This window comes from Acinetobacter sp. V89_7 (genome assembly GCF_029967895.1).
In the GTDB taxonomy this organism is placed as follows: domain Bacteria; phylum Pseudomonadota; class Gammaproteobacteria; order Pseudomonadales; family Moraxellaceae; genus Acinetobacter; species Acinetobacter soli.
The window spans coordinates 77372-98089 of sequence record NZ_JASCAJ010000030.1; the positions used below are offsets into that span (position 1 = coordinate 77372).

The 20718-nt window shown below is 39.1% G+C and carries 18 protein-coding genes and 2 pseudogenes; 12 read left to right on the plus strand and 8 right to left on the minus strand.

Annotated elements, in window-relative coordinates:
- Positions 1–2 precede the first annotated feature (2 nt).
- The 7 genes from QLG00_RS10255 (at position 3) to QLG00_RS10285 (ending at position 7300) form a co-directional block, all read left to right on the plus strand.
- Positions 3–620 (plus strand): RNA polymerase factor sigma-70, encoded by a 618-nt coding sequence (locus tag QLG00_RS10255; protein WP_282470918.1) that lies wholly within the window; start codon positions 3–5, stop codon positions 618–620.
- On the plus strand, positions 614–811 hold the full coding sequence (locus QLG00_RS10260) for a hypothetical protein (RefSeq protein ID WP_004937134.1): 198 nt from the start codon (positions 614–616) through the stop codon (positions 809–811). The genes QLG00_RS10255 and QLG00_RS10260 overlap by 7 nt, the downstream gene beginning before the upstream one ends.
- A 479-nt stretch (positions 812–1290) precedes the next feature.
- Positions 1291–2784, plus strand: a complete 1494-nt coding sequence (locus tag QLG00_RS10265; protein ID WP_282470919.1) for a DUF4331 domain-containing protein — start codon at positions 1291–1293, stop codon at positions 2782–2784.
- 15 nt (positions 2785–2799) lie between these two features.
- Complete coding sequence (locus QLG00_RS10270) at positions 2800–3036, plus strand: hypothetical protein (protein WP_004937138.1); 237 nt, start codon at positions 2800–2802, stop codon at positions 3034–3036.
- A 51-nt stretch (positions 3037–3087) separates the two neighbouring features.
- Entirely contained in the window at positions 3088–4197 is a 1110-nt protein-coding gene (locus QLG00_RS10275; RefSeq protein ID WP_282470920.1) for a tetratricopeptide repeat protein, read from the plus strand.
- A gap of 70 nt (positions 4198–4267) precedes the next feature.
- Positions 4268–6385, plus strand: a complete 2118-nt coding sequence (locus tag QLG00_RS10280; protein ID WP_250365064.1) for a TonB-dependent receptor — start codon at positions 4268–4270, stop codon at positions 6383–6385.
- A gap of 18 nt (positions 6386–6403) precedes the next feature.
- A complete protein-coding gene (locus tag QLG00_RS10285; protein ID WP_151815978.1) occupies positions 6404–7300 on the plus strand; it encodes a hypothetical protein in 897 nt (298 codons plus the stop codon).
- 109 nt (positions 7301–7409) lie between these two features.
- Here QLG00_RS10285 and QLG00_RS10290 read toward each other — a convergent pair whose 3' ends face one another.
- From QLG00_RS10290 to QLG00_RS10305, 4 genes are all read right to left on the minus strand, one after another.
- Positions 7410–8114 (minus strand): SDR family NAD(P)-dependent oxidoreductase, encoded by a 705-nt coding sequence (locus QLG00_RS10290; RefSeq protein WP_004946870.1) that lies wholly within the window; start codon positions 8112–8114, stop codon positions 7410–7412.
- Positions 8114–8740, minus strand: a complete 627-nt coding sequence (locus QLG00_RS10295; RefSeq protein WP_282470921.1) for a glutathione S-transferase — start codon at positions 8738–8740, stop codon at positions 8114–8116. The genes QLG00_RS10290 and QLG00_RS10295 overlap by 1 nt, the downstream gene beginning before the upstream one ends.
- Before the next feature lie 12 nt (positions 8741–8752).
- The gene (locus tag QLG00_RS10300) at positions 8753–9772 is read right to left on the minus strand and encodes an NADP-dependent oxidoreductase (RefSeq protein ID WP_282470922.1); all 1020 of its coding nucleotides are present in this window, start codon (positions 9770–9772) and stop codon (positions 8753–8755) included.
- Positions 9773–10181: 409 nt separating this feature from the next.
- A complete protein-coding gene (locus tag QLG00_RS10305) occupies positions 10182–11072 on the minus strand; it encodes a DMT family transporter (protein ID WP_282470923.1) in 891 nt (296 codons plus the stop codon).
- Positions 11073–11168: 96 nt separating this feature from the next.
- Here QLG00_RS10305 and QLG00_RS10310 point away from each other — a divergent pair, with 96 nt between their 5' ends.
- From QLG00_RS10310 to QLG00_RS10330, 5 genes and pseudogenes are all read left to right on the plus strand, one after another.
- A complete protein-coding gene (locus QLG00_RS10310; protein WP_025095973.1) occupies positions 11169–11714 on the plus strand; it encodes an XRE family transcriptional regulator in 546 nt (181 codons plus the stop codon).
- Between the two features lie 294 nt (positions 11715–12008).
- A pseudogene (locus QLG00_RS10315) lies at positions 12009–12368 on the plus strand (hypothetical protein); the annotation flags it as partial.
- A gap of 48 nt (positions 12369–12416) precedes the next feature.
- Positions 12417–13577 carry an efflux RND transporter periplasmic adaptor subunit gene (locus tag QLG00_RS10320; RefSeq protein ID WP_282470924.1) on the plus strand — a complete coding sequence of 387 codons (1161 nt, stop codon included), beginning with the start codon at positions 12417–12419 and terminating at the stop codon, positions 13575–13577.
- 1 nt (position 13578) lies between these two features.
- Positions 13579–16683 (plus strand): efflux RND transporter permease subunit, encoded by a 3105-nt coding sequence (locus tag QLG00_RS10325; RefSeq protein WP_282470925.1) that lies wholly within the window; start codon positions 13579–13581, stop codon positions 16681–16683.
- 86 nt (positions 16684–16769) lie between these two features.
- Complete coding sequence (locus tag QLG00_RS10330; protein ID WP_282470926.1) at positions 16770–17315, plus strand: GNAT family N-acetyltransferase; 546 nt, start codon at positions 16770–16772, stop codon at positions 17313–17315.
- A gap of 15 nt (positions 17316–17330) precedes the next feature.
- Here QLG00_RS10330 and adeS read toward each other — a convergent pair whose 3' ends face one another.
- The 4 genes and pseudogenes from adeS to QLG00_RS10350 all read right to left on the minus strand — a co-directional run bounded on the left by adeS (position 17331) and on the right by QLG00_RS10350 (position 20700).
- Entirely contained in the window at positions 17331–18422 is a 1092-nt protein-coding gene (adeS, locus tag QLG00_RS10335) for a two-component sensor histidine kinase AdeS (RefSeq protein WP_111812914.1), read from the minus strand.
- A complete protein-coding gene (adeR, locus tag QLG00_RS10340) occupies positions 18412–19173 on the minus strand; it encodes an efflux system response regulator transcription factor AdeR (RefSeq protein ID WP_282470927.1) in 762 nt (253 codons plus the stop codon). Before adeR ends, adeS begins: the two co-directional genes overlap by 11 nt.
- Positions 19174–19447: 274 nt before the next feature.
- Positions 19448–20287, minus strand: a pseudogene (locus QLG00_RS10345) (sodium/glutamate symporter).
- A 209-nt stretch (positions 20288–20496) separates the two neighbouring features.
- Positions 20497–20700, minus strand: coding sequence for a hypothetical protein (locus tag QLG00_RS10350; protein WP_004937168.1), 204 nt, complete (start codon positions 20698–20700; stop codon positions 20497–20499).
- Between the last annotated feature and the right edge of the window lie 18 nt (positions 20701–20718).

A 20718-nucleotide genomic window follows, 5' to 3' on the forward strand; every position in this document is an offset into this window, starting at 1 on the left:
TCATGACCATAGCTGCGTCGACTCAAGCGGATCACATTACTGATCAGTTGAATGATCCTATTTTTATTGCCGATCTTAGACATCAAATGATTAAGTTTGCCGTGTTACAGATGTCTTCTATCCAAAGCGCCGAAGATGTCGTGCAGGAAGCGCTCATCAGCGCACTAGAACATGCCGCTTCGTTTTCAGGTCGGTGTGCGTTTAAAACGTGGGTATTTGCAATTTTAAAAAATAAAATCATCGACTTTATCCGTAAGCAATCACGCTTGATCAGCATGACAGATTTATTCGATGATGATTCTGAAAAAAGCATCGATACATTGTTTAATGACAAGAATCACTGGCATGCACATGAAGCACCACAGGCATGGCCAAGTCCAGACCAGATGCTTGAACAAGAAGACTTCTGGGTAATTTTTGATGCCTGCCTCAATCATTTGTCTGCACAGCAGGCACAAGTGTTTATGTTGCGTGAAATGATTGAGCTAAGCTCACAGGAAATTTGCAATAAGCTAGGGTTAACTATTTCAAATTTTAATGTATTGATGTACCGCAGTCGAACACGCCTAAGAGAATGTCTCGAAAATAAATGGCTTTTAAAGGAGGAATGTTCATGCTGACCTGTCGAAAAGCGACTCAACTACTCTCGGAAAAACAAGATCGTTCACTTGCATTAAATGAACTTACACATCTTCAATTACATTTATTGATGTGTATATCCTGTCGCCGCTATGCAAAACAAATTAAAGTAATTTCAATATTATCAAGTAAATTTAAACAATTAAAAGATGATGAATTAAATAATGATTAAGCTTAAAAATCGTGAAGATCATTCATGTTTTATGGTGCTCTTGTTTTGTGGCTTTGGTTTAAAGCTTGAAATATATAAAAATTGAATTAAATTAATACAATGATAAATATAAATAAAAAGTAATAGTTTTATTCTTATTTTTTTAAGCTGTTGTTTTTAATATAATTAAATTTAATGATTTAAATTTTTAGAATTTATCTTTATTTGTATCTAAAATATGCAAATGATTTTCATTTAATAAAGTATTTTGTATATGAATAATCCAGATTTTAAAATAAAAATCATGTGAAATCAGACTGCAAAGCAAATACTTGACTTCATAAAAATATTGAGTTCATCCGTTATTTTTCAAAATGATCACATAATATTCACATTCTCTCCTATATGTTAATATGGTCCCTCATAATGATTTAAAACAATGTAGGGATAAAAAATAAAGTAATAACGATGAAATTAAATATTGGTCAAGGAGATAGCCAATGAACAATCGTATCGCACTAGCGATGGCATTAATGGGGTTAAGTGCTTGTGCACTTGCATCCAGTCACCGTGAAGCTCCATCCATCACCAAAACACCTAAAGTAGATGCCACCGATTTTTATATGTTTAAAAGCTATGAAAGTAATCGGGGCGACTATGTCACCATTTTAGCCAATTACCAGCCACTTCAAGATGCTTATGGTGGCCCGAACTACTTTGCTTTAGACCCCAAAGCGCTTTATGAGATTCATATCGATAACAATGGTGATGCGCAAGAAGATATTACTTTTCAATTTAAATTTGATCAGGAGTTAAAAGATCTACAAGTACCTGTAGGTGGCAAAAATATCTCTGTACCATTGTCAAATATTGGAAAAATTACCAATGATGGCAGTTCTGCTCAAAACACGGCTGAAACATATACCGTAACTATGGTCAAAGGTGATCGACGTAAAGGCGATCGTAACGTGTTGGGCTCCTTTAAAAAACCTTTTGATAATGTGGGCGCAAAATCAATTCCCAATTATCAGTCTTATGCCAATAGTTTTGTGCAAAATATCAACTTTGGCAGCTGCGGATCAGGCAAAGTATTTGTTGGTCAGCGCCAAGATCCATTTGCGGTCAATCTTGGCGAAGTTTTTGACCTTGTGAATATCAAGATTCCTGCTACGCAGCTTGCACCATCGGGTGTGAATGCTGAAGACCAAGGACTTAATACCATTGGCAACAAAAACGTGACGACCATTGCACTTGAAGTGCCACAATCATGTTTGGTGTCTTCGGGTGAAACAGTAATTGGTGGTTGGACCACAGCCAGTTTACCTCAAGCGACTTTACTTAACCCGACTCCAGAGAGTAATTTGACCAGTGTATCTAAAGTGGGTGGGGCATGGACGCAAGTTTCCCGTTTGGGTATGCCTTTGGTCAATGAGGTGGTGATTGGTTTAAAAGACAAAGACAAATTCAATGCCAGCAAACCAGTCAATGATGGTCAGTTTGCCGATTATGTTACCAATCCAACATTACCAACATTGATTGAAGTGTTATTTAAAGACGCTACAGGCGGTGCCGTGGTTGCGCCAACCAATTTCCCACGTACTGATCTGGTCAATGCATTTTTACTTGGAGTACCGGGTCTGAATCAGCCTAAAAACGTGAAAGCCTCTGAAATGTTGCGCTTAAATACTGCAATTGCAGCGCAAGCCAAAGACAAGCAAAATCGTTTAGGTGTGATCGGTGGAGACACCAGCGGATTCCCAAATGGTCGCCGTCCGGGAGATGATGTAGTCGATATCGAGCTACGTGTTGCGATGGGTTTACTGTGTACCATTGATGGTGTGAACACCGCAGTGGGCTGTAAAGCGTCGGATGCGAAAGCAGGTACGATTGGATTTACCGACGGTGCATTGCAGTCACCTCAGCAGTTTGGTACCACTTTCCCGTATCTTAACACTCCAGTTGCGGGTTCACCGTTCAATACTGCCAGTAAGTAATGAGGAGTCATTACCATGAAAAAAATAACCTTGATGTTCATGGTTGTTTGGGGATTGAGCGGTTGTGGTGGCAGTGGAGATGATCATGCTTCCAATAACACCCAAACGCAAAGCGATCCTGTGTTACGAGAAACTTTGACGTTAACCAACCAATCACAAAGTAGCTTTAGTCAGTCTGAACCCAAATCTCTGAAAGATATTTCAGAAGCTTCGATTGACAACAAAGCAGAGCCGCTTGCAGTTAAATTTTAAGGATTTGCGCCCTAGGTGTTGAGCCTCGGGCGTATTTAAGAGGGATACCCAATGTTGATGCGTAAACTGTCGTTCGCCATAATTTTAATGATTCCTGTAAGTTCGATTTATGCTCATCCAAAGCACCATCATAGCTATAGCGGTAATACTGAAAAAAACCAAAATTCCAAAGCCACTTATAGTGACGCAACGCGTAATCAAATTGTGAATGTATTACTTGAAAATGCCTACGCCAAAGGTGACGGTGATTCACTCGAAAAAGCTGAACAATTGATGCAAAAAAGCAATGATCCATCAGATCTTGAAAATCAGTTGTTAAATACCCGTATTGAACAAGCGAATCATAATTTTTCGGCTGCAGAACAGCGTTTAAAACAGCTTTTAAAAACTCAACCCAACAACAGCGATGCTATTTTACAGCTGGCCAATATTTACCGTTTGCAAGGAAAATACAGTGCGTCTACCCAATTATGCCAACAGCTGACGCAGCCTGAAGTCATGCTTTATCGTGCAGGATGCGAGTTGCAGGTTGATGCAATGACAAAGTCTTATTCACAGCTTAAACCTCAAATTGATCAGCTTCTTTCGCAAACACCACGTATGAGCCGCGCAGATCAACAATGGTTGGGAAATATCTTTATTGAACTTGCCACACGGTTTAACGATCCGGCACTTGCAGATAAATCTATGTTATTGCTGCAAACCAATAACTTACCCAATACATTAGCAAAAGCGAATTGGTACATCGCACAACATCAGTATCAAACCGCACTGAAGCTTTTAACACCTTACCGCTATCATGACGGTGCGATGTACCGCATTATTTTGTGCAAACAAAAACTGAATGATCCAAGTGCCCAGACTGATCTCAATGAGCTAACCCAGCGCGTACAAGATTTACTTGACCATCATGACCATATTCATTTACGTGAGCAGGCACAGTTTCTCTGGATTTCTAAAAAATACAATGAAGGACTCAAAATCGCGGCTAAAAACTGGGATATGCAACGAGAAAATGATGATTTTGAAGTGTATGCAGCACTTGCTATCGCAGCTAAAGATACTGATATTTCTAAAAAATTACTAACTTGGAGTGAAAAAACTGGTTATCAACATCCAGAATATATTCCTCAATTACAACAGATCGTGAATCAGTCATGATGTGAAAATTTAAACTGAACCAGCCTATAAAAACTTAAAAATAACTGACTTTATAAATGAGATAAACATCATGAACAAAACAATGTTAAGCGTATTACTGCTGAGTAGTTCGGGGTTTTATACCAGTCAAACGGTCTGGGCAGGGGGAGAGTACATTGCCAATTTACCTACCATTACCATGCAGGCATCAGGCGATAACATAGATCCTTTAAACGGTGCGTTTACTGCATCTCAAGGAACAATTACACAAGAGCAGATCGAAACGCGTCCTTTGTCTCGTCCGGCTGAAGTATTAGAAACCATCCCTGGCGTCATTGTGACGCAGCACAGTGGTTCCGGAAAAGCGAACCAGTATTTTCTACGCGGTTTTAATCTGGATCATGGTACAGACTTTGCCACATCAATAGACGGTCAACCGCTTAATATGGTGACACATGCGCATGGGCAAGGTTATACCGATCTAAATTTTTTAATCCCAGAACTGATTCACAATATTGATTATCACAAAGGTGCAACTTCTGTCGATGATGGTGATTTTGCCTCTGCTGGAACAGCAAAAATTTACACCCTTCATACGCTGGAGCGTCCATTTGCACAGGTAACATTGGGTAATCATGATCTACTACGGTTTTTAGGTGTTGGGCATGTAAAAATAAATGACGGTGAGCTAATTGGTGCCTTTGAAAATCAAAGCAGTGACGGGCCTTGGACAAATCCTGAAAATCTGTCTAAACAAAATCTCTTTTTAAAATATTTTAAAGGCGATGAAGATCAAAACACATCGTTTGGTCTTCAGCATTATCAAGCAAAATGGGACGCCACAGATCAGATTCCTGAACATCTGGTTCAAAATGGGCAGCTTGATCGTTTCGATAGTCTAGACCCTTCCGATGGTGGAAAATCTAAACGCACAGCATTGTGGTTCAATCGCAATCAGCGTGCAGATCGTGAGTTTTCACAGTTTTCTGCCTATGCGGTCCGTAGTGAACTGAATCTTTTTTCAAATTTTACTTACTTTTTAGATGATCCGCTGCGTGGCGATCAGTTTGAACAAGCTGAAAAGCGCACCTTACTGGGTTTGAAGTTTCAAAAGGGATGGAGTGATCGATGGTACGATAAAGAAATGCTCAATATTGTCGGGTCATCTCTTCGTTATGATGACATTGATGGTCTAGGCTTACATCAAACTCAAAATCGTCAACGATTCAATACAATACGTGAAGATGATGTCAAACAAACCACGCTCGGCGTTTGGGGACAAAATCAGATTGCATGGCAACCTTGGTTGCGCTCAATTATAGGTTTACGTGGTGACCTTTATCATTTTAATGTGAATTCGGATCGAAATGAAAATAGTGGCCGAAAAACAGATCACATTCTGAGTCCGAAATTCAGTTTGATTTTAGGGCCATGGAAAAATGTCGAATATTACATCAATTATGCCTACGGATTTCATAGTAACGATGCAAGGGGCGTTACGACAAAGCTCAATGTAGATCCGCGTGACGCAAATTACTTACAACCACTTGATTCGGTTTCACCACTAGTACGTACAGTGAATAAAGAGCTGGGTTTAAGAGCACATTTGATTGATAACCTCACCACCACACTGGCATTATGGCGCCTGGATTCTGACTCTGAACTACTGTTTATTGGTGATGCGGGCACCACTGAGCCCAGCCGGCCCAGTAAACGCCAAGGGATTGAGCTGAGTAATTTTTATCAACTCAATGATTGGGTGATGATTGATATTGATGCGGCATGGTCAAAAGCGCGCTTTAAAGATAGCAGTGAAGAGGGCGATTTTATTCCCGGAGCCATCGAAAAAACGCTTAGTGCGGGTATAAGTTATAAATTGAATGACCAATGGAGTTTTGGCGGTCGTTTACGGTATTTCGGCCCTCGAGCATTGATTGAAGACAACAGTGTTCGCTCGGACTCATCGACAATCGTTAACTTACTAGCCAGCTATCAACTGAATAAAAATATCTTCACACAAATAGAACTACTCAATGTATTGGATAAAAAGGTGAATGATATCGAATACTACTATGCATCGTGTGCTGCACAAGATTTCAATACTGCGGCATGTGCGCCTGGTTCTGCTGAAAGAGAAGGAATTTCAGATAAACATATCCATCCGAGTGAAGGGCGTAACCTAAGATTCACCTTAAGGTATTTATTTTAAATCGCTGGGGAGTCAGCTATGAGACTTCATGACCAATCCAAGATTTCACCTGTTGCTTTATTTTTCACTGCAATATTGCATATTGGATTGGTCGTGTTTGTTATTTCTCGTCCAGTTGAGCAAACGCCAGAAATCAAAAAAGGTATGAGTGTTGTCTTCATGCCAACAAGCGCTGTTGAACAAAATGATTCGTTGAGTTTTAAACCCGCCGTGAAAATGTCACCCATGCCAGAAACATTGATTGAAACGCCTTTTGGTCAGTATGATGCGCAGAGTTTGGAGCAAACAGCCCAGTTAAATCTGCTGGAGTTTAGCCATGAGGCAACAAAGGGAAATCAAGCAATTGATCCTTTACTGGCAGCCCAGCTTAGAGCCAAACAAGCCATTCGTCGTGCTAAAGTCACTTCAGATCAATATCAGTTGAATCCTGAAAAAATCGATCCCGCTTTGCTATCACAATTAAATTTAGAGCCCAAGCATCCCGATACATCACATGTTAAGAATGTTCAAGCGCCTCAAAATAGTGAGCTTGTCCAGATCATCGAAATATATCCCTTTATAAGCGATCAAATAGAAATTGAGCAACTTACTCAAGCATTAATGAATCAGCCCTATACTCAAGAACAGATTTTTCAAGAGAATCAGTTGAAACAGCAAATTTTGAGTAAAACAGAGAAACAAATACTTCAAAGCTTTGCTCAACATATCGATGAACTCGTTTTCCTGATTTTACCTTCACAGTCTCGCGTTATATTGGTTCAATATACTGCCGATTTAATTCCCTCCGACGATGTTCAATCATTTTTAAAAACGCTCGATATTGAGCCACTCATTCAGAATAAAAAAGCTAAACCCTATCTGGTGAAAGTGAATATCAACGAGTTGATGAACATCACAACACAAAACGGTGTTTAGCTTTTTTGTTTATTGCATGACCTGTTGAGAGTAGGGCTGCACCTATTTTCCACTCTTTTGAATGATAGGTAACCAAGCCTATTCAAATCATACGATTGAAAAGATCAAATCACCATGCCATTTCATGACCTTGAAAATCAATAAATTTGTGTTGGTTGCTGCCAATAGAAGCCTGTATTACCTTTACCAGTCCTGCAGTACTTTGTTTGACCGTAACAGGCGCTTGGCTTCCGCCCATCTCTGTTTGAACCCAGCCCGGATGTAAATTCAACACACCGATATTCAGCGGAATCGCCTCATTTTGTGCAAAACCACGGCTGATACTGTTTAAAGCGGCCTTACTGGCACGATACAACTCCATACTGCCATCGTCATTGAGCGCAACACTGCCCATTCTTGAACTCATAAATGCAATAAGGCTGTTTGCTTTCATGAGTGGAAGGAATTTTCTGGCAATGGTCACAGGTGCAATGCTGTTAACCCAAAACAGGTCTACAATTTCATTTGGCTGTGATTGTTCGACGCGCTGATGTTCTGGCCCCGCTATACCAGCAGACACTAAAAGCAGATCTATTGAACCTTCTGAATATTTGCTGGTGATCATATTGGCAGTATCTAAATGACTCAGATCTAGCTCAGCCAATTCCAGTTGGTCTGGATATTCTGCAAGCAATTGTTTGAGGTCATCGGGTACACGAGTTATATCTCGAAGTGTGGCAATAACGCTCCACTGCTGAAGAAGTAATTCCCGAACCAGTCCTAAACCAATTCCTCGTGAAGCACCCACGACAATAGCACGCTGATTTTCTTTCATTATGACTTTTCCTGTTCGATTTTGACCGCGGCTTGCCAGCTTGGCAGTAAACTCAAGCCCTCAACATAGCGTTGAATATTTGGATACTTTTTACCCTGTTGCATTTGATGAACTAAAGCATGTAATCCAAAGCCCATCATAAAGTCAGCACCAGTTAAACGCTGATCAACAAAGTACTTTTTATCTGCCAAATAGTCATCTAAGAAACCAAATACTTTTTCAAACTCAACTTGCGTATAGCGTTCTAAAAATACCAATTCTGTACCTTGCTTTGTTTCCATTGCATTAAATGTTTTTAACAAAAATGGCAACATGGCAGAGCTTTCAGAAAAATGAATCCATTGCAGGTAATCTGTATAGAGATCTTCACTTGAATCGGGTGCTAAATGTGGTGCAAGTTTAGCAATTAAAAGCTCAACAATCGCACCAGATTCTGTAATCACTTTACCGTCCCATTCTATGACAGGCGATTTACCTAAAGCATGGATTGATTTCAACGAATCTGGAGCCAAATGCGTATTCAGATCACGATAGTAGCGTTGTAACTGATAAGGCTGTTGAATCTCTTCAAGTAACCATAAAATACGAAAAGAACGTGATTGATCTAAATGATGCAGTGTAATCATAAGGCTTCCTTGTTAGAGTTTGACCACGACTTTGCCAAAATTTTCACCCTTTAGCATGCCATTGAAAGCGTCAATCACGTTATCTAAACCTTGCACCATATGTTCTTTGTATTTGATTTTACCTTCTTTTAGCCACTCAGACATTTGCTGATTAAATTCAGGGTACTGGCTACCATAATCATCAAAAATAATGAAACCTTGCATGCGAATTCGTTTCTTTAATAGGGTAGAGATAAAACCAGGCAGGCGATCTGGCCCCTGTGCTTGTTTGGTCGCGTTATATTGAGCAACTACGCCACACAAAGGTACACGTGCAGCCGAGTTAAGTAATGGCCATACAGCCTCAAAGACTTTTCCGCCTACATTTTCGTAATAAATATCTATACCATCAGGAACAGCCTGTTTTAATTTCTCTGTGAAATTTTCATCACGATGATCAATACATGCATCAAAACCGAGTTCTTCGACAGCATAACGGCTTTTTTCCGCTCCGCCAGCGACACCGACCACACGACAACCTTTAAGTTTACCAATCTGTCCGACTGTTGCACCTACGGGGCCAGTTGCAGCGGCAACCACTAAGGTTTCACCTGCTTTAGGCTGACCAATGTCCAAAAGCCCCATATATGCGGTAAAGCCAGGCATTCCTAAAATACCTAATGCCCAAGCGGGATGTTCGGGCTGCATGCCCAAACTTTGACACGCCGTGCCATCTGAGATCGCGTAAGCCTGCCAACCATTTCCAGAAAGAATCCATTCACCTTCTTTAAACTTTGAGTTTTTAGTGGCAACAACTTGACTCACTGTTCCACCAACCATTACGCCACCAATTTCGACAGGTGCCGCGTAAGAGGGAGCATCACTCATACGACCACGCATATACGGATCTAGTGATAGATAAACGGTTTTTAACAAGATTTCGCCTTGTTTAAGCTCAGGAACCGGAACTTCCTCAATTTTGAAATCACTATGTTTTGGTTCACCGACTGGTCTGGCAGCTAAAACAATACGCTGATTGGTAATATTATTCATTGATTTAACTCCATATTCTGTATAAGAAACACTTCTATATAGAAATTAGAAATATTGATTGATGACTTTAAAATTGATTGTAGGTGAGTTATGATTAAAATCAAGACGACTGGTCTATTTTTTAACAATAGAGAACATAATTGATATGAATCTATGAATTTTGATTACGTATGAGACAGACTCTGACATTTCAAAAAGAATTTCTCTAACGACCAAATGATTCATCGTATTTGGTTTTTTCTCACAGTAGTTGATTTATTAGAATTGAAAAATGGAAGTGAAACACTTCCATTATAGTTTTATATAAAAATATTTATATGAAATTCAAAAGTCTTTTGTGGCGCATTCAGATTTGTTTTGACGAGCTCAAATCATTTAAATGCCTATTGAAAGAGAAATCGTCACTTCACTATCTTTTAAAAAAATAAATCCACAATTTTTTAAACTTTAACTCACTGACTAACACGCCCAATAAAACTAAGATCCCTCCAAAAATCGATAATATTGATAGTCGTTCTCCAGCCAAACGGCCAAAAATTGCAGCCCATACAGGTTCTCCAGAATAGATAATTGCAGCTTTTGATGGATCTACCGTACGTTGTGCCCAATTCATTGCGAATTGAATTAATGCGCTCGCACCTCCTAATGCACCGACAATCAGGATAAACTGCCACGAAAGATTAGGAATGTATTCCGATTGGCTAAAAGGAATTGCTACGAAACAGGCAATTGAGGCCACAACAAGCTGAATAAACGTTACCTTGCCTAAATTCACTTTACCCGCAAAGAATCCAATTAAAATAATCTCCATGGCAATTCCGATCGCACTGCATATGGTCATGATCTGTCCGTAACTTAAATCTATTTGAGACATACTATTCCCGGTAAGCAAAAGCAGACCCAAAAATGCCAGTACAACTCCGATCCAGATATTAAACGCAGGTACTTTTTTAAAGAAAAGAAAAAGCAATATCGGCACAAAAGGGACATAAAGCGCCGTGAGGAATGCCGACTCACTGCTTGTGATCGTTTGCAGGCCTACCGTTTGAAATACATAAGAAAAGGCGATAACGATACCAATGAAAAAACCCGCAATCACTTCGTGAAGGCTGAAATTTCTGAGTTGTTGATAAGACACTAGAAATAGAACAGCTGCCGCGATACCGAAGCGTGTACCTACAAAAAAAATTGGTGAAGTAAAGTTCAGAGCATAATGTACGGCTAAAAAAGTACCGCCCCAGAGAATTGTAATGAGGATCAATACAATTTCAGGAAATTTTGAAGACGAAGTGATTGACATAGTGAAAGACCAACAAAATGTGCAATATATTACCCATTATTGCATTAAATTATTTTTTTGTGCAATATACTGCTCAAAACATTCAATAGATAGCGTATGACCAACAAGGTATTAGAGTTTGTAGGGCAGAATATTAGGCATTTCAGAGAAAAAGCCAGCTTGAGTCAGGTTGAATTGGCAAATTTAGCCGGATTAAGTAGGCGCACAGTGATAGCTCTGGAAAGTAATCAGATGAATATTAGCTTGGCTAAACTCGATGCAATTGCATCTGCTCTTAAAATAGACTTTGTAACGCTTGTAAGTGATCACGCTCATGATCTTCCAAAATTAACGAATGTCTTGGCTTGGAAAGGCAGTCAACCAGAGAGCTATGCAACTTTAGTGGGTGCAATGCCATCAAAACATCAGACAGAAATGTGGGTATGGTGTTTGGGTACAGGGGAAAAGTATGAAGCAGAACCCGATGCCGATGGATGGCATGAAATGATATGGGTGTTGGAAGGCGAGCTTACTCTTCAAATTAACGATACAGCGCATATTTTAAAAGCAAATGAAAGTTTGGTATTTCCAAGCTCTACTCATTACACCTACATCAATTCAGGATTAAATACGGTTAAATTTATCAGGAATGTAGCGCATTAATTTTGTGAGTTTTTTGACTGGCAGTATTTGTTTGGCTTTTACCAACAATGCTGATGCATTTATTGTTTATATCTTAAATATCTCTGCCATTTGAGCCTAAAATAGTCAAGATTATATGAAAATTCAAAATTAAATAGAGATTATAAAAAATTATTTAAATGCTTAAATGAGAAGCGTTAGACAGCATCAAAAATAGCGTTATCGCGTCTAAATTTTTAATGCTTAGTTTCTAAAATTAAAAACGCCCTGTAGTGATGAGCTTAATTTAGGAGTATCTCAGCATCTATTTGATACATTGTGGACCGGCAAGCACAAGCAGTGATTCCACCAAGATAAAATGCGAAGTTATCGAAAGATAAAAAGATGAGCTCGCTAAAACGCAATAAGTTGCTTCAAACAGTTAAGCGTTTAGAAAGAACTATTTGGAAGAAATGGTCAGGCTATCACTGGTGGAATTTAGTTGAAACCAACATATATTGCATGAAATTGCTAGGGGATAAACTCAGTGCGAGAAATTTTCAAAGCCAAGTCAATAAGATTCATGCACGAGCAGCAGTATTAAATAAATTTACAGACTTAAGTAGACCACATACCCGAGTTGTAACTTTACGTATCTCTCCACACAATCTCAACACAATATTGGCAGAAATTTGAAACTAAGTTTTAACAATACCAACTGTCACTAATTTCGTTGTAGTTAAAATGAACAAACACTTTCATCTTAAGCTTTGTGTATTGGGGATGAGTGCAGCCATGCTTATGGGTTGCAAAAAAAATGCTGAAGAAATTCAAACTGAACAGCCACCAGCGGTTGTCAGCGTTTTTACTGCACAGCAGCAACCAATTCACCTTATTGAAAATCTACCTGCACGCGTAGCAGCGTATCGGATTGCCGAAATTCGTCCACAAGTCGGAGGAATTGTGGAAAAGGTATTATTTACACAAGGTTCTGATGTCAAAATAGGTCAGTCTTTATTCAAAATTAATTCCGATATCTTGCAAGCAGATGTAGAGAGTAATCAAGCTACATTACAACGTGCTCAGGCTGAAGTGATACGTTTAAAATCGCTTCTTGGCCGTTATGAACAATTATTGTCAAGCCATGCAATTAGTCAGCAAGAATATAACAATACTGAGACAGCTTATCATCAAGCGAAAGCCGATGTTGCTCAACTAAAAGCAGCATTAACCAGACAGAAATTGAACTTAAAATATTCTACGGTTACAGCACCTATTTCTGGTCGTATCGGTCAGATTTTAGTGACGGAAGGTGCATTGGTTGGTCAAGCAGATACTAAAGCGATGGCTGTCATTCAACAGATCAATCAAGTTTATGTCGATGTGAAACAATCTATTAGTGAATATGAGAAATTACAAGAAGCGTTACAGCAAGGAACAGTATCCGATGTGCAACCTCAAGTCGTTATTTTAAACAGTCAGGGCAAGCCTTATCAGGCAAAGGGAAAATTACTGTTTTCAGATACTAATGTTGATCCTGATACCGGTGATGTCACAATCCGTATTCTCGTCAATAACAGCCAGCAAGAACTTCTACCGGGTATGTATGTGCGGGTCAATATCAATCGTGCTGTAATTGACAACGCGATTTTGATACCAGAACGAGCAATTCAACATGATATCAGTGGAAAGACCAATGTTACGGTTATTAATTCACAGGGACAGACTATTGTTAAACCTGTTCGGTTAGGGCAGCGTTATCAAAGTAATTATGTAGTAACCAGTGGCTTGAGTGCTGGTGAAAAGGTCGTGGTTGAAGGTGCGGAACGTATACAGCCAGATCAGAAATTAAAAATTAAAATCTGGCAACCCTCTGTAGCTACCTCTGAAAAAGGAGCACACTAAGATGTCTCAGTTTTTCATTCGTAGACCAATTTTTGCTTGGGTGATTGCACTATTTATTATTTTATTTGGGGTATTGAGTATTCCTAAATTACCCATTGCCCGTTTTCCAAGTGTAGCACCGCCGCAAATCAGTATCACCGCAACCTATCCTGGGGCGACGCCTAAAACACTCAATGACAGTGTAGTCACATTGATTGAGCGCGAGATGTCAGGAGTTAAAAACTTACTGTATTACAGTTCAACATCGGATAATTCAGGAAGTGCAACCATTACAGCCACCTTTAAGCCTGGTACAGATGTTGAACTTGCTCAAGTCGATGTACAAAACAAAATCAAAGCAATTGAATCAAGGCTGCCACAGTCGGTAAGGCAGCAAGGTTTGATGGTTGATGCTGCATCATCTGGTTTTTTGATGATTGTGGGACTTAATTCTTCAGATAATCGTTACTCTGAAGTTGATCTGAGTGATTACATGGCTCGCTTTGTGATTGAGGAGCTTAAACGGGTCAATGGCGTAGGTAAGGTTCAAAATTTTGGTGCAGAAAAGGCGATGCGTATCTGGGTCGACCCTGATCGCTTGGTTGCATATGGACTTAGTATTAAAGATGTCAATACAGCCATTCAAAATCAGAACGTTCCGATTTCTCCCGGTCGAATCGGAGATTTGCCTGCATCAAAAGATCAGCAAATTACCATTCCATTAACCGCTTTAGGTCAGCTGGAAAATATCGAACAATTCGAAAATATTAGCCTCAAATCAAATAAAAATGGGGCGAATGTAAAATTATCGGATGTTGCTCGAATTGAAATTGGTGCGCAATCTTATAATTTTGCCATTCTGGAAAATGGTAAACCTTCTACAGCTATTGCTATTCAAATGAGCCCTGGTGCCAATGCAGTGAAAACCGCTCAAGGGGTTCAAGAAAAACTCGATCAGCTCAGTGCTTCTTTGCCACAAGGTATGAAATTTTCTATTCCATACGATACAGCTCCGTTTGTAAAAGTATCGATTGAAAAAGTAATTACCACTTTGATAGAAGCAATGGTTCTTGTCTTTATTGTGATGTTTTTATTCCTTCACAATATTCGCTATACCCTCATTCCTGCGATTGTTGCACCAATTGCCTTACTGGGAACCTTTTCAGTCATGCTGATCGCAGGGTTTTCAATTAACGTGTTGACCATGTTTGGCATGGTGCTCGCCATCGGAATTATTGTGGATGACGCGATAGTGGTGATTGAGAATGTTGAACGGATTATGGCAACAGAACACTTGTCTCCTGTAGAAGCGACCTCAAAAGCCATGACTGAAATTACCAATCCCATAATCGGGATTACCTTAGTCTTGGCTGCGGTATTCTTACCGATGGCATTTGCAGCAGGCTCTGTGGGAATTATTTATCGTCAATTTACCATGACTATGTCGGTTTCTATTCTGTTTTCAGCATTCTTGGCGCTGACATTAACGCCTGCCTTATGTGCAACGCTATTAAAACCTATTCATGCACATCAAGAGAAAAAAGGATTTTTTGGCTGGTTTGATCGAAATTTCGAAAAACTGAATAATCAATACGAAAAAGTACTGTTTCGAGTCACCCGGCATGTTTTGCCTGCGATGCTCATTTTTGTTGGCATTGTGGCTGTACTGATCTTCAGTTTTAAAATGGTGCCAACGGCATTTATGCCAGAGGAAGATCAAGGCTGGTTTATGACATCCATTCAGTTGCCGGCAGATGCCACTCAGCAGCGCACTCTTAAAGTGGTTAATGAATTTCAGCAATTTCTTAATCATGAAAAAGGCATTAAAGATAATATGGCGATTTTAGGATTTGGATTTAGCGGTTCAGGTCAAAATACTGCCATGTTTTTTACCAATCTGACCGATTTTAAAGAGCGAACGATCACTGCACAGAAAGTTGTGAATAATGCCAATATGGCCATGACCGATAGCTCAGAAGGGCAAACAATGTCTGTTTTACCCCCTGCGATCGATGAGTTAGGAACATCGTCTGGTTTTACTTTGCGTTTACTAGATAAAGGCAACATTGGTATGGATGCTTTGATCAAAGCACAAAATCAGCTCATTACACTTGCTACGCAAAATAAAAAACTTACTGGCGTATATGCTGAAGGTCTACCGGAGGGGAGTACGGTACAGCTAAAAATTGATCGTGAAAAATTACAGGCATTAGGTGTCAACTTTAGCGATGTCACGGATATTATTTCGACTTCTATGGGGTCTATGTATATCAATGACTTCCCCAATCAGGATCGTATGCAGCAAGTGATTGTACAGCTAGATGCCAAATCTAGAATGAGTATTGAAGATATTGGTAAAATTAAAGTGAATAGCCAGAGTGGTAAACTGGTATCGATGGCTGAAGTGATCACACCAATCTGGCAGCATACCCCTCAGCAGTTCAACCGTTACAATGGTCGACCGTCTTTAAGTATTACGGGGAGTCCCGCAACAGGATTTTCTTCTGGGCAAGCGATGCTTGAAATGGAACGTCTCATTACGCAACTGCCTCAAGGTGTCGGTTATGAGTGGACGGGAATTTCTCTCGAAGAAAGACAGTCTGAAGCACAGACCACATTCTTACTGATCTTATCGATGCTGGTGGTGTTTTTGGTCTTGGCTGCACTGTACGAAAGCTGGTCAATTCCTCTGTCGGTCATGTTGGTGGTTCCTCTTGGCATGGTCGGGGCGTTTATCGCGGTGATGGTACGAGGCATGCCCAATGACATTTTCTTCAAAGTGGGTTTGATAACCATTATTGGTCTATCTGCAAAAAATGCGATTTTGATTGTTGAGTTTGCCAAAACATTAAGACAAGAGGGTATGGGCTTGGTTGAGGCAACCGTCGCCGCAGCAAAACTAAGATTACGTCCTATTTTAATGACATCTCTTGCATTTACCTGTGGTGTAATTCCCTTGGTAATCGCAACAGGTGCTAGTTCGGAAACGCAAAAAGCCATTGGTACAGGCGTGTTTGGCGGTATGATCAGCGCCACCATTCTGGCAGTCTTTTTTGTTCCTGTGTTCTTTATTTTCGTGATGAACATTGTAGAAAAATTCTCTCAACGAAAACATTCTCACAAGTAGTTCATGTCCAATATAGTTATGAGATAAGGCGTGTCCGCTTTATCTCATAGGATAATGTTGTTGAGTATTCAAACGAGGTTGATCTAATGCAAGTAAGAATTGAAACATCACGATTGATTTTGCGAGCATTTGAAATTGAAGACGCAAGTGATTTGCTGGCTTATCTTTCTCAGCCGAAAGTAAATTGTTTTATTGACGAACAAATTTTAAAGATTGAACAAGCGATTGAAAAAATAAAAACAAGACAGCAGAGTAAAAATTATCTTGCAGTTCAGTTAAAACAAACCAATCAGGTCATTGGGGAGCTATTTTTTATTCATGAAGAACCAGATACCTACTCTGTAGGATGGAACTTCAATACAGCTTTTCATGGCCAAGGCTTTGCCTATGAGAGTGCTGATGCATTCTTAGATCATCTTTTCAAGCAGCTTAATGCACGAAGAATCTACGCTTATGTCGAGGAAGATAATCATGCTTCACAAAAACTGTGTGAACGGTTAGGTATGCGTAAAGAAGGATGTTTTGTCGAATATATTTCTTTTGTTCAGCATGAAGATGGAACGCCAAAATACGAAAATACTCTCCAATACGCCATATTGAAAAAAGAGTGGTTAGATAAAACTAGGGTTTGAGAACTTTATTTGGTGCTATGACTTTTTTAAGAGAATGGTAAAACAGCTACCACCTAAATCTGTTGATGTCGTATAGGTGATTTGTCCTTGATGTGCCTCAATAATGGCATAGATCACTGCAAGCCCCAGACCAGTGCCACCTTCCGAGCGTGATCGAGATTCTTCTAAACGATAGAAGGGTTTGAATAAGTGTTCGAGGTGCTGCTCATCGATACCTGGGCCTTGATCTTCAAGCATCAAAATCCAATGGTCTTGGGTTGTTTTAGTTGTAATGGAAAGTTTGCCAGCGTCCGCATAACGTGAAGCATTAGAAAATAAGGCAATCAATACCTGTTCCATACGTGTTACATCACATCGCGCTGTTTCATGGGTCAAATTAAAAACTACATGCAATCCTTTGTGTTCAAAGCGATCTTGAAACATTTGAAAGCACTTAAAAATACTGTTCTGAAGGTTTGTTTCTTGGATATCTAAACGAAATTGTTGGTTTTCAACCAAAGTCAGCGTACGTAAATCTTCAACCAAGTAAGATAATCCTTCTACTTGACTGAGCAAGCTTTGATGTAACTGCGGATCTGCTTCAAAAACACCATCGACTATTCCTTGTAATCGACCCTGTAAAATAGTGATCGGGGTACGAAGTTCATGTGCAATTGCCGCATTCCAAAGAGTAGAGTTTTTGACTGAGATCTCGAGCTGATTGGCCATGGCATTAAAATTCTGGATTAATGACATAAGTTCATGTGGAATGTGTGCTTGTTGCTGTTCAATTCTTAATGAAAGATTTCCTTGCTGGATTTGTTTTACGACATTGGCCAGTGCATTGATAGGCTGAGTGTAACGTTTAGCGTATCTGAAAGCTAAAAAAGTGGACAGCAAAAAGCCGGTCAACACGACCAAAAAAGTCCACAGATAGTCTACTGAAGTAAAAGAAAAATTATCAGGGCAAGCGTTCTTGAGATCGAGTAAACCTTTTTCTGTTGCCCAGCCATAAACCAAATAACCTAAACCAAAAGAGAAAATAGTTATTCCCAGATTCAGTACGCTCATCATAATCAGTAGTTGAGCGCTAATACCAATCGAATTTTTATTCAGTTTAGTTCTCATGATTTTGATCTAATCGGTAGCCTACACCACGTAAATTGATGAAATATCCCAAAGCGCGTTTTTGTTCAAGCTTTTTCCGTAAGTTACTGATATGGCTGTCTACGGTACGATCAAGTGTCGTTTTTTCGGGCATGCACTTCTCAATTAATTCAGTCCGGGTAAATACCTTATTCGGACTTTGCAACATCAACTTTAGAATATTAAATTCTGTCAGCGTGAGATTCAGCATTTGCTTTTGATCATGTTGAAGCACATACGCCAAATGTTGTTCAAGATCAATTTCAATGGATTTATAGTTCAGATATTTCTTTTGTTGCTGCTGTAAGGTACTGCGCCGTAATACGGCTTCTACTCGAGCAATCACTTCATTCGGATTAAAGGGTTTCACCACAAAGTCATCGGCACCCATTTTTAATGCCATAATTTTATTGTCAAAATCGTCCATAGCGGTGAGCATAATCACAGGAATATTGCTGTACTGTCTTAAAACGGTTAATACTTCCCAACCATTTTTTTTTGGCAGTTTAATATCTAAGATCACGAGATCAATAGCATGGACTTTTAATAATTCTAGTGCCTGTTGACCTTGTATAGCACGGATTACATGCATATTTTCTTTTTTTAAATATCTTTCAAGAATATCACCAATGTCAAAGTCATCTTCGACTACAAGAATGGTTTTATTGGATAAATCACAGGAATGATAGGATGTGTTCAAGAGAATACCGAAGCGTACTAAAATTAAGGTCATGAATGTTTTTAAAGTATAGTGATTTTATAAAAATGTCTAATCGGATAGCGGATATTTTTATTAGTTTTAATGGCCATCTAACAACTTTTAAGCGTTCTTGATGAACGTTAATGAAATAGAAATAAAAGCACTGAATTTGAGATTTACTTGAATCGCAAAGACCTATAACTTGGATATAAGTAAAGAATGATCTATGAAAAACGTTTAATGTATAAGATAGAATTAGATAAATTATATCAAAAACTTGATCAGATATGCTCTGATCAAGCTCGCTTTAACCAATAAACTTCAAGATTAACTGAATAACTGTTGCATTGATAAGATCCACAAAAAATGCGCCGCAGAGTGGAACAATCAAAAAGGCTTTATGCGACGGACCATACATATTGGTAATTGCTTGCATATTAGCAACAGCAGTTGGTGTTGCACCCATCGCAAAACCACAATGACCTGCTGACAGCACCGCAGCATCGTAATTTTTTCCTATAACTCGGAATGTTACAAAGGCTGCATACAGTGCAATCGTTAATGTTTGCGCACCCAAGATCACAACCAGTGAGCCAGCTAAATCAGTTAATTGCCATAATTGCAGTGATACCAATAATCAAACCAAAGGTTGCACTGGCCATACCTAAAGCTAATGCACCTTGAATACCATGTTCAACTTCTAAGATTTCTTCCCATGCACCTGCAGTACCATGGCCACCAGTTAATGTAATTGAACCAGCAATCAAACCTATAAGGGGATCAATTCCTAATAGTGTAGCCAAACCTATTCCCACAAAATCTTGTAGAATGATAAAAGAAGCAACACACACTAAGAAAACCACTAAACCCATTCCACCTTCACGCAATTTCGAAAAGTTTGCGCTCAAACCAATTGATGCGAAGAAAATGAGCATAAAACTTGTTTGTAATTCATTACTTATCGTGATGCTTAGCCCCAAATATTATGCAAAAACATAGATATAATAGCGGCAACCAGACCACCTGCTACAGGTTCAGGAATGTTATAACGATTTAAGAACTCGATTTTGTTGACTAGAAATCGCCCTAATAAGAGAACGATTACAGCCGATATAAGGGTATAAAATGCATTAAATGTTATTTCCATTTCTACCGTCCATATTATTTGGATTCTATTAATTTCATTATTATGATATTCGGTTATATAGTCTAAAGATTAGGTAAATGCAAAAATACAATAAATGTAATACAGTAAAATCAATGAGATAATTAGTTTAGATCAGATCCAAAGTTTGAGCTAGACCAGACATAAAGAAAAAGCTTTATGCTTTGAGGAGTTCAGATAAATGTGATGTCCTAAATTTTATCTTTTAGGAGTAGTCCAATTTCTAATCTGGAATAGCCACGTTCCTTAAGGATCAGAACAATAGCTTGCCTATAGTCATCAGAAATAGACGTCTTATATTTACTTATTAGCTCTAATTCAGTATCAAGTTGAAGGTCACTTTTTAAGATCAGGACATTCGTAGAAATTTTATTGAATAAATTTAGATTAAACATGTGGGCGTGCTCTATGTA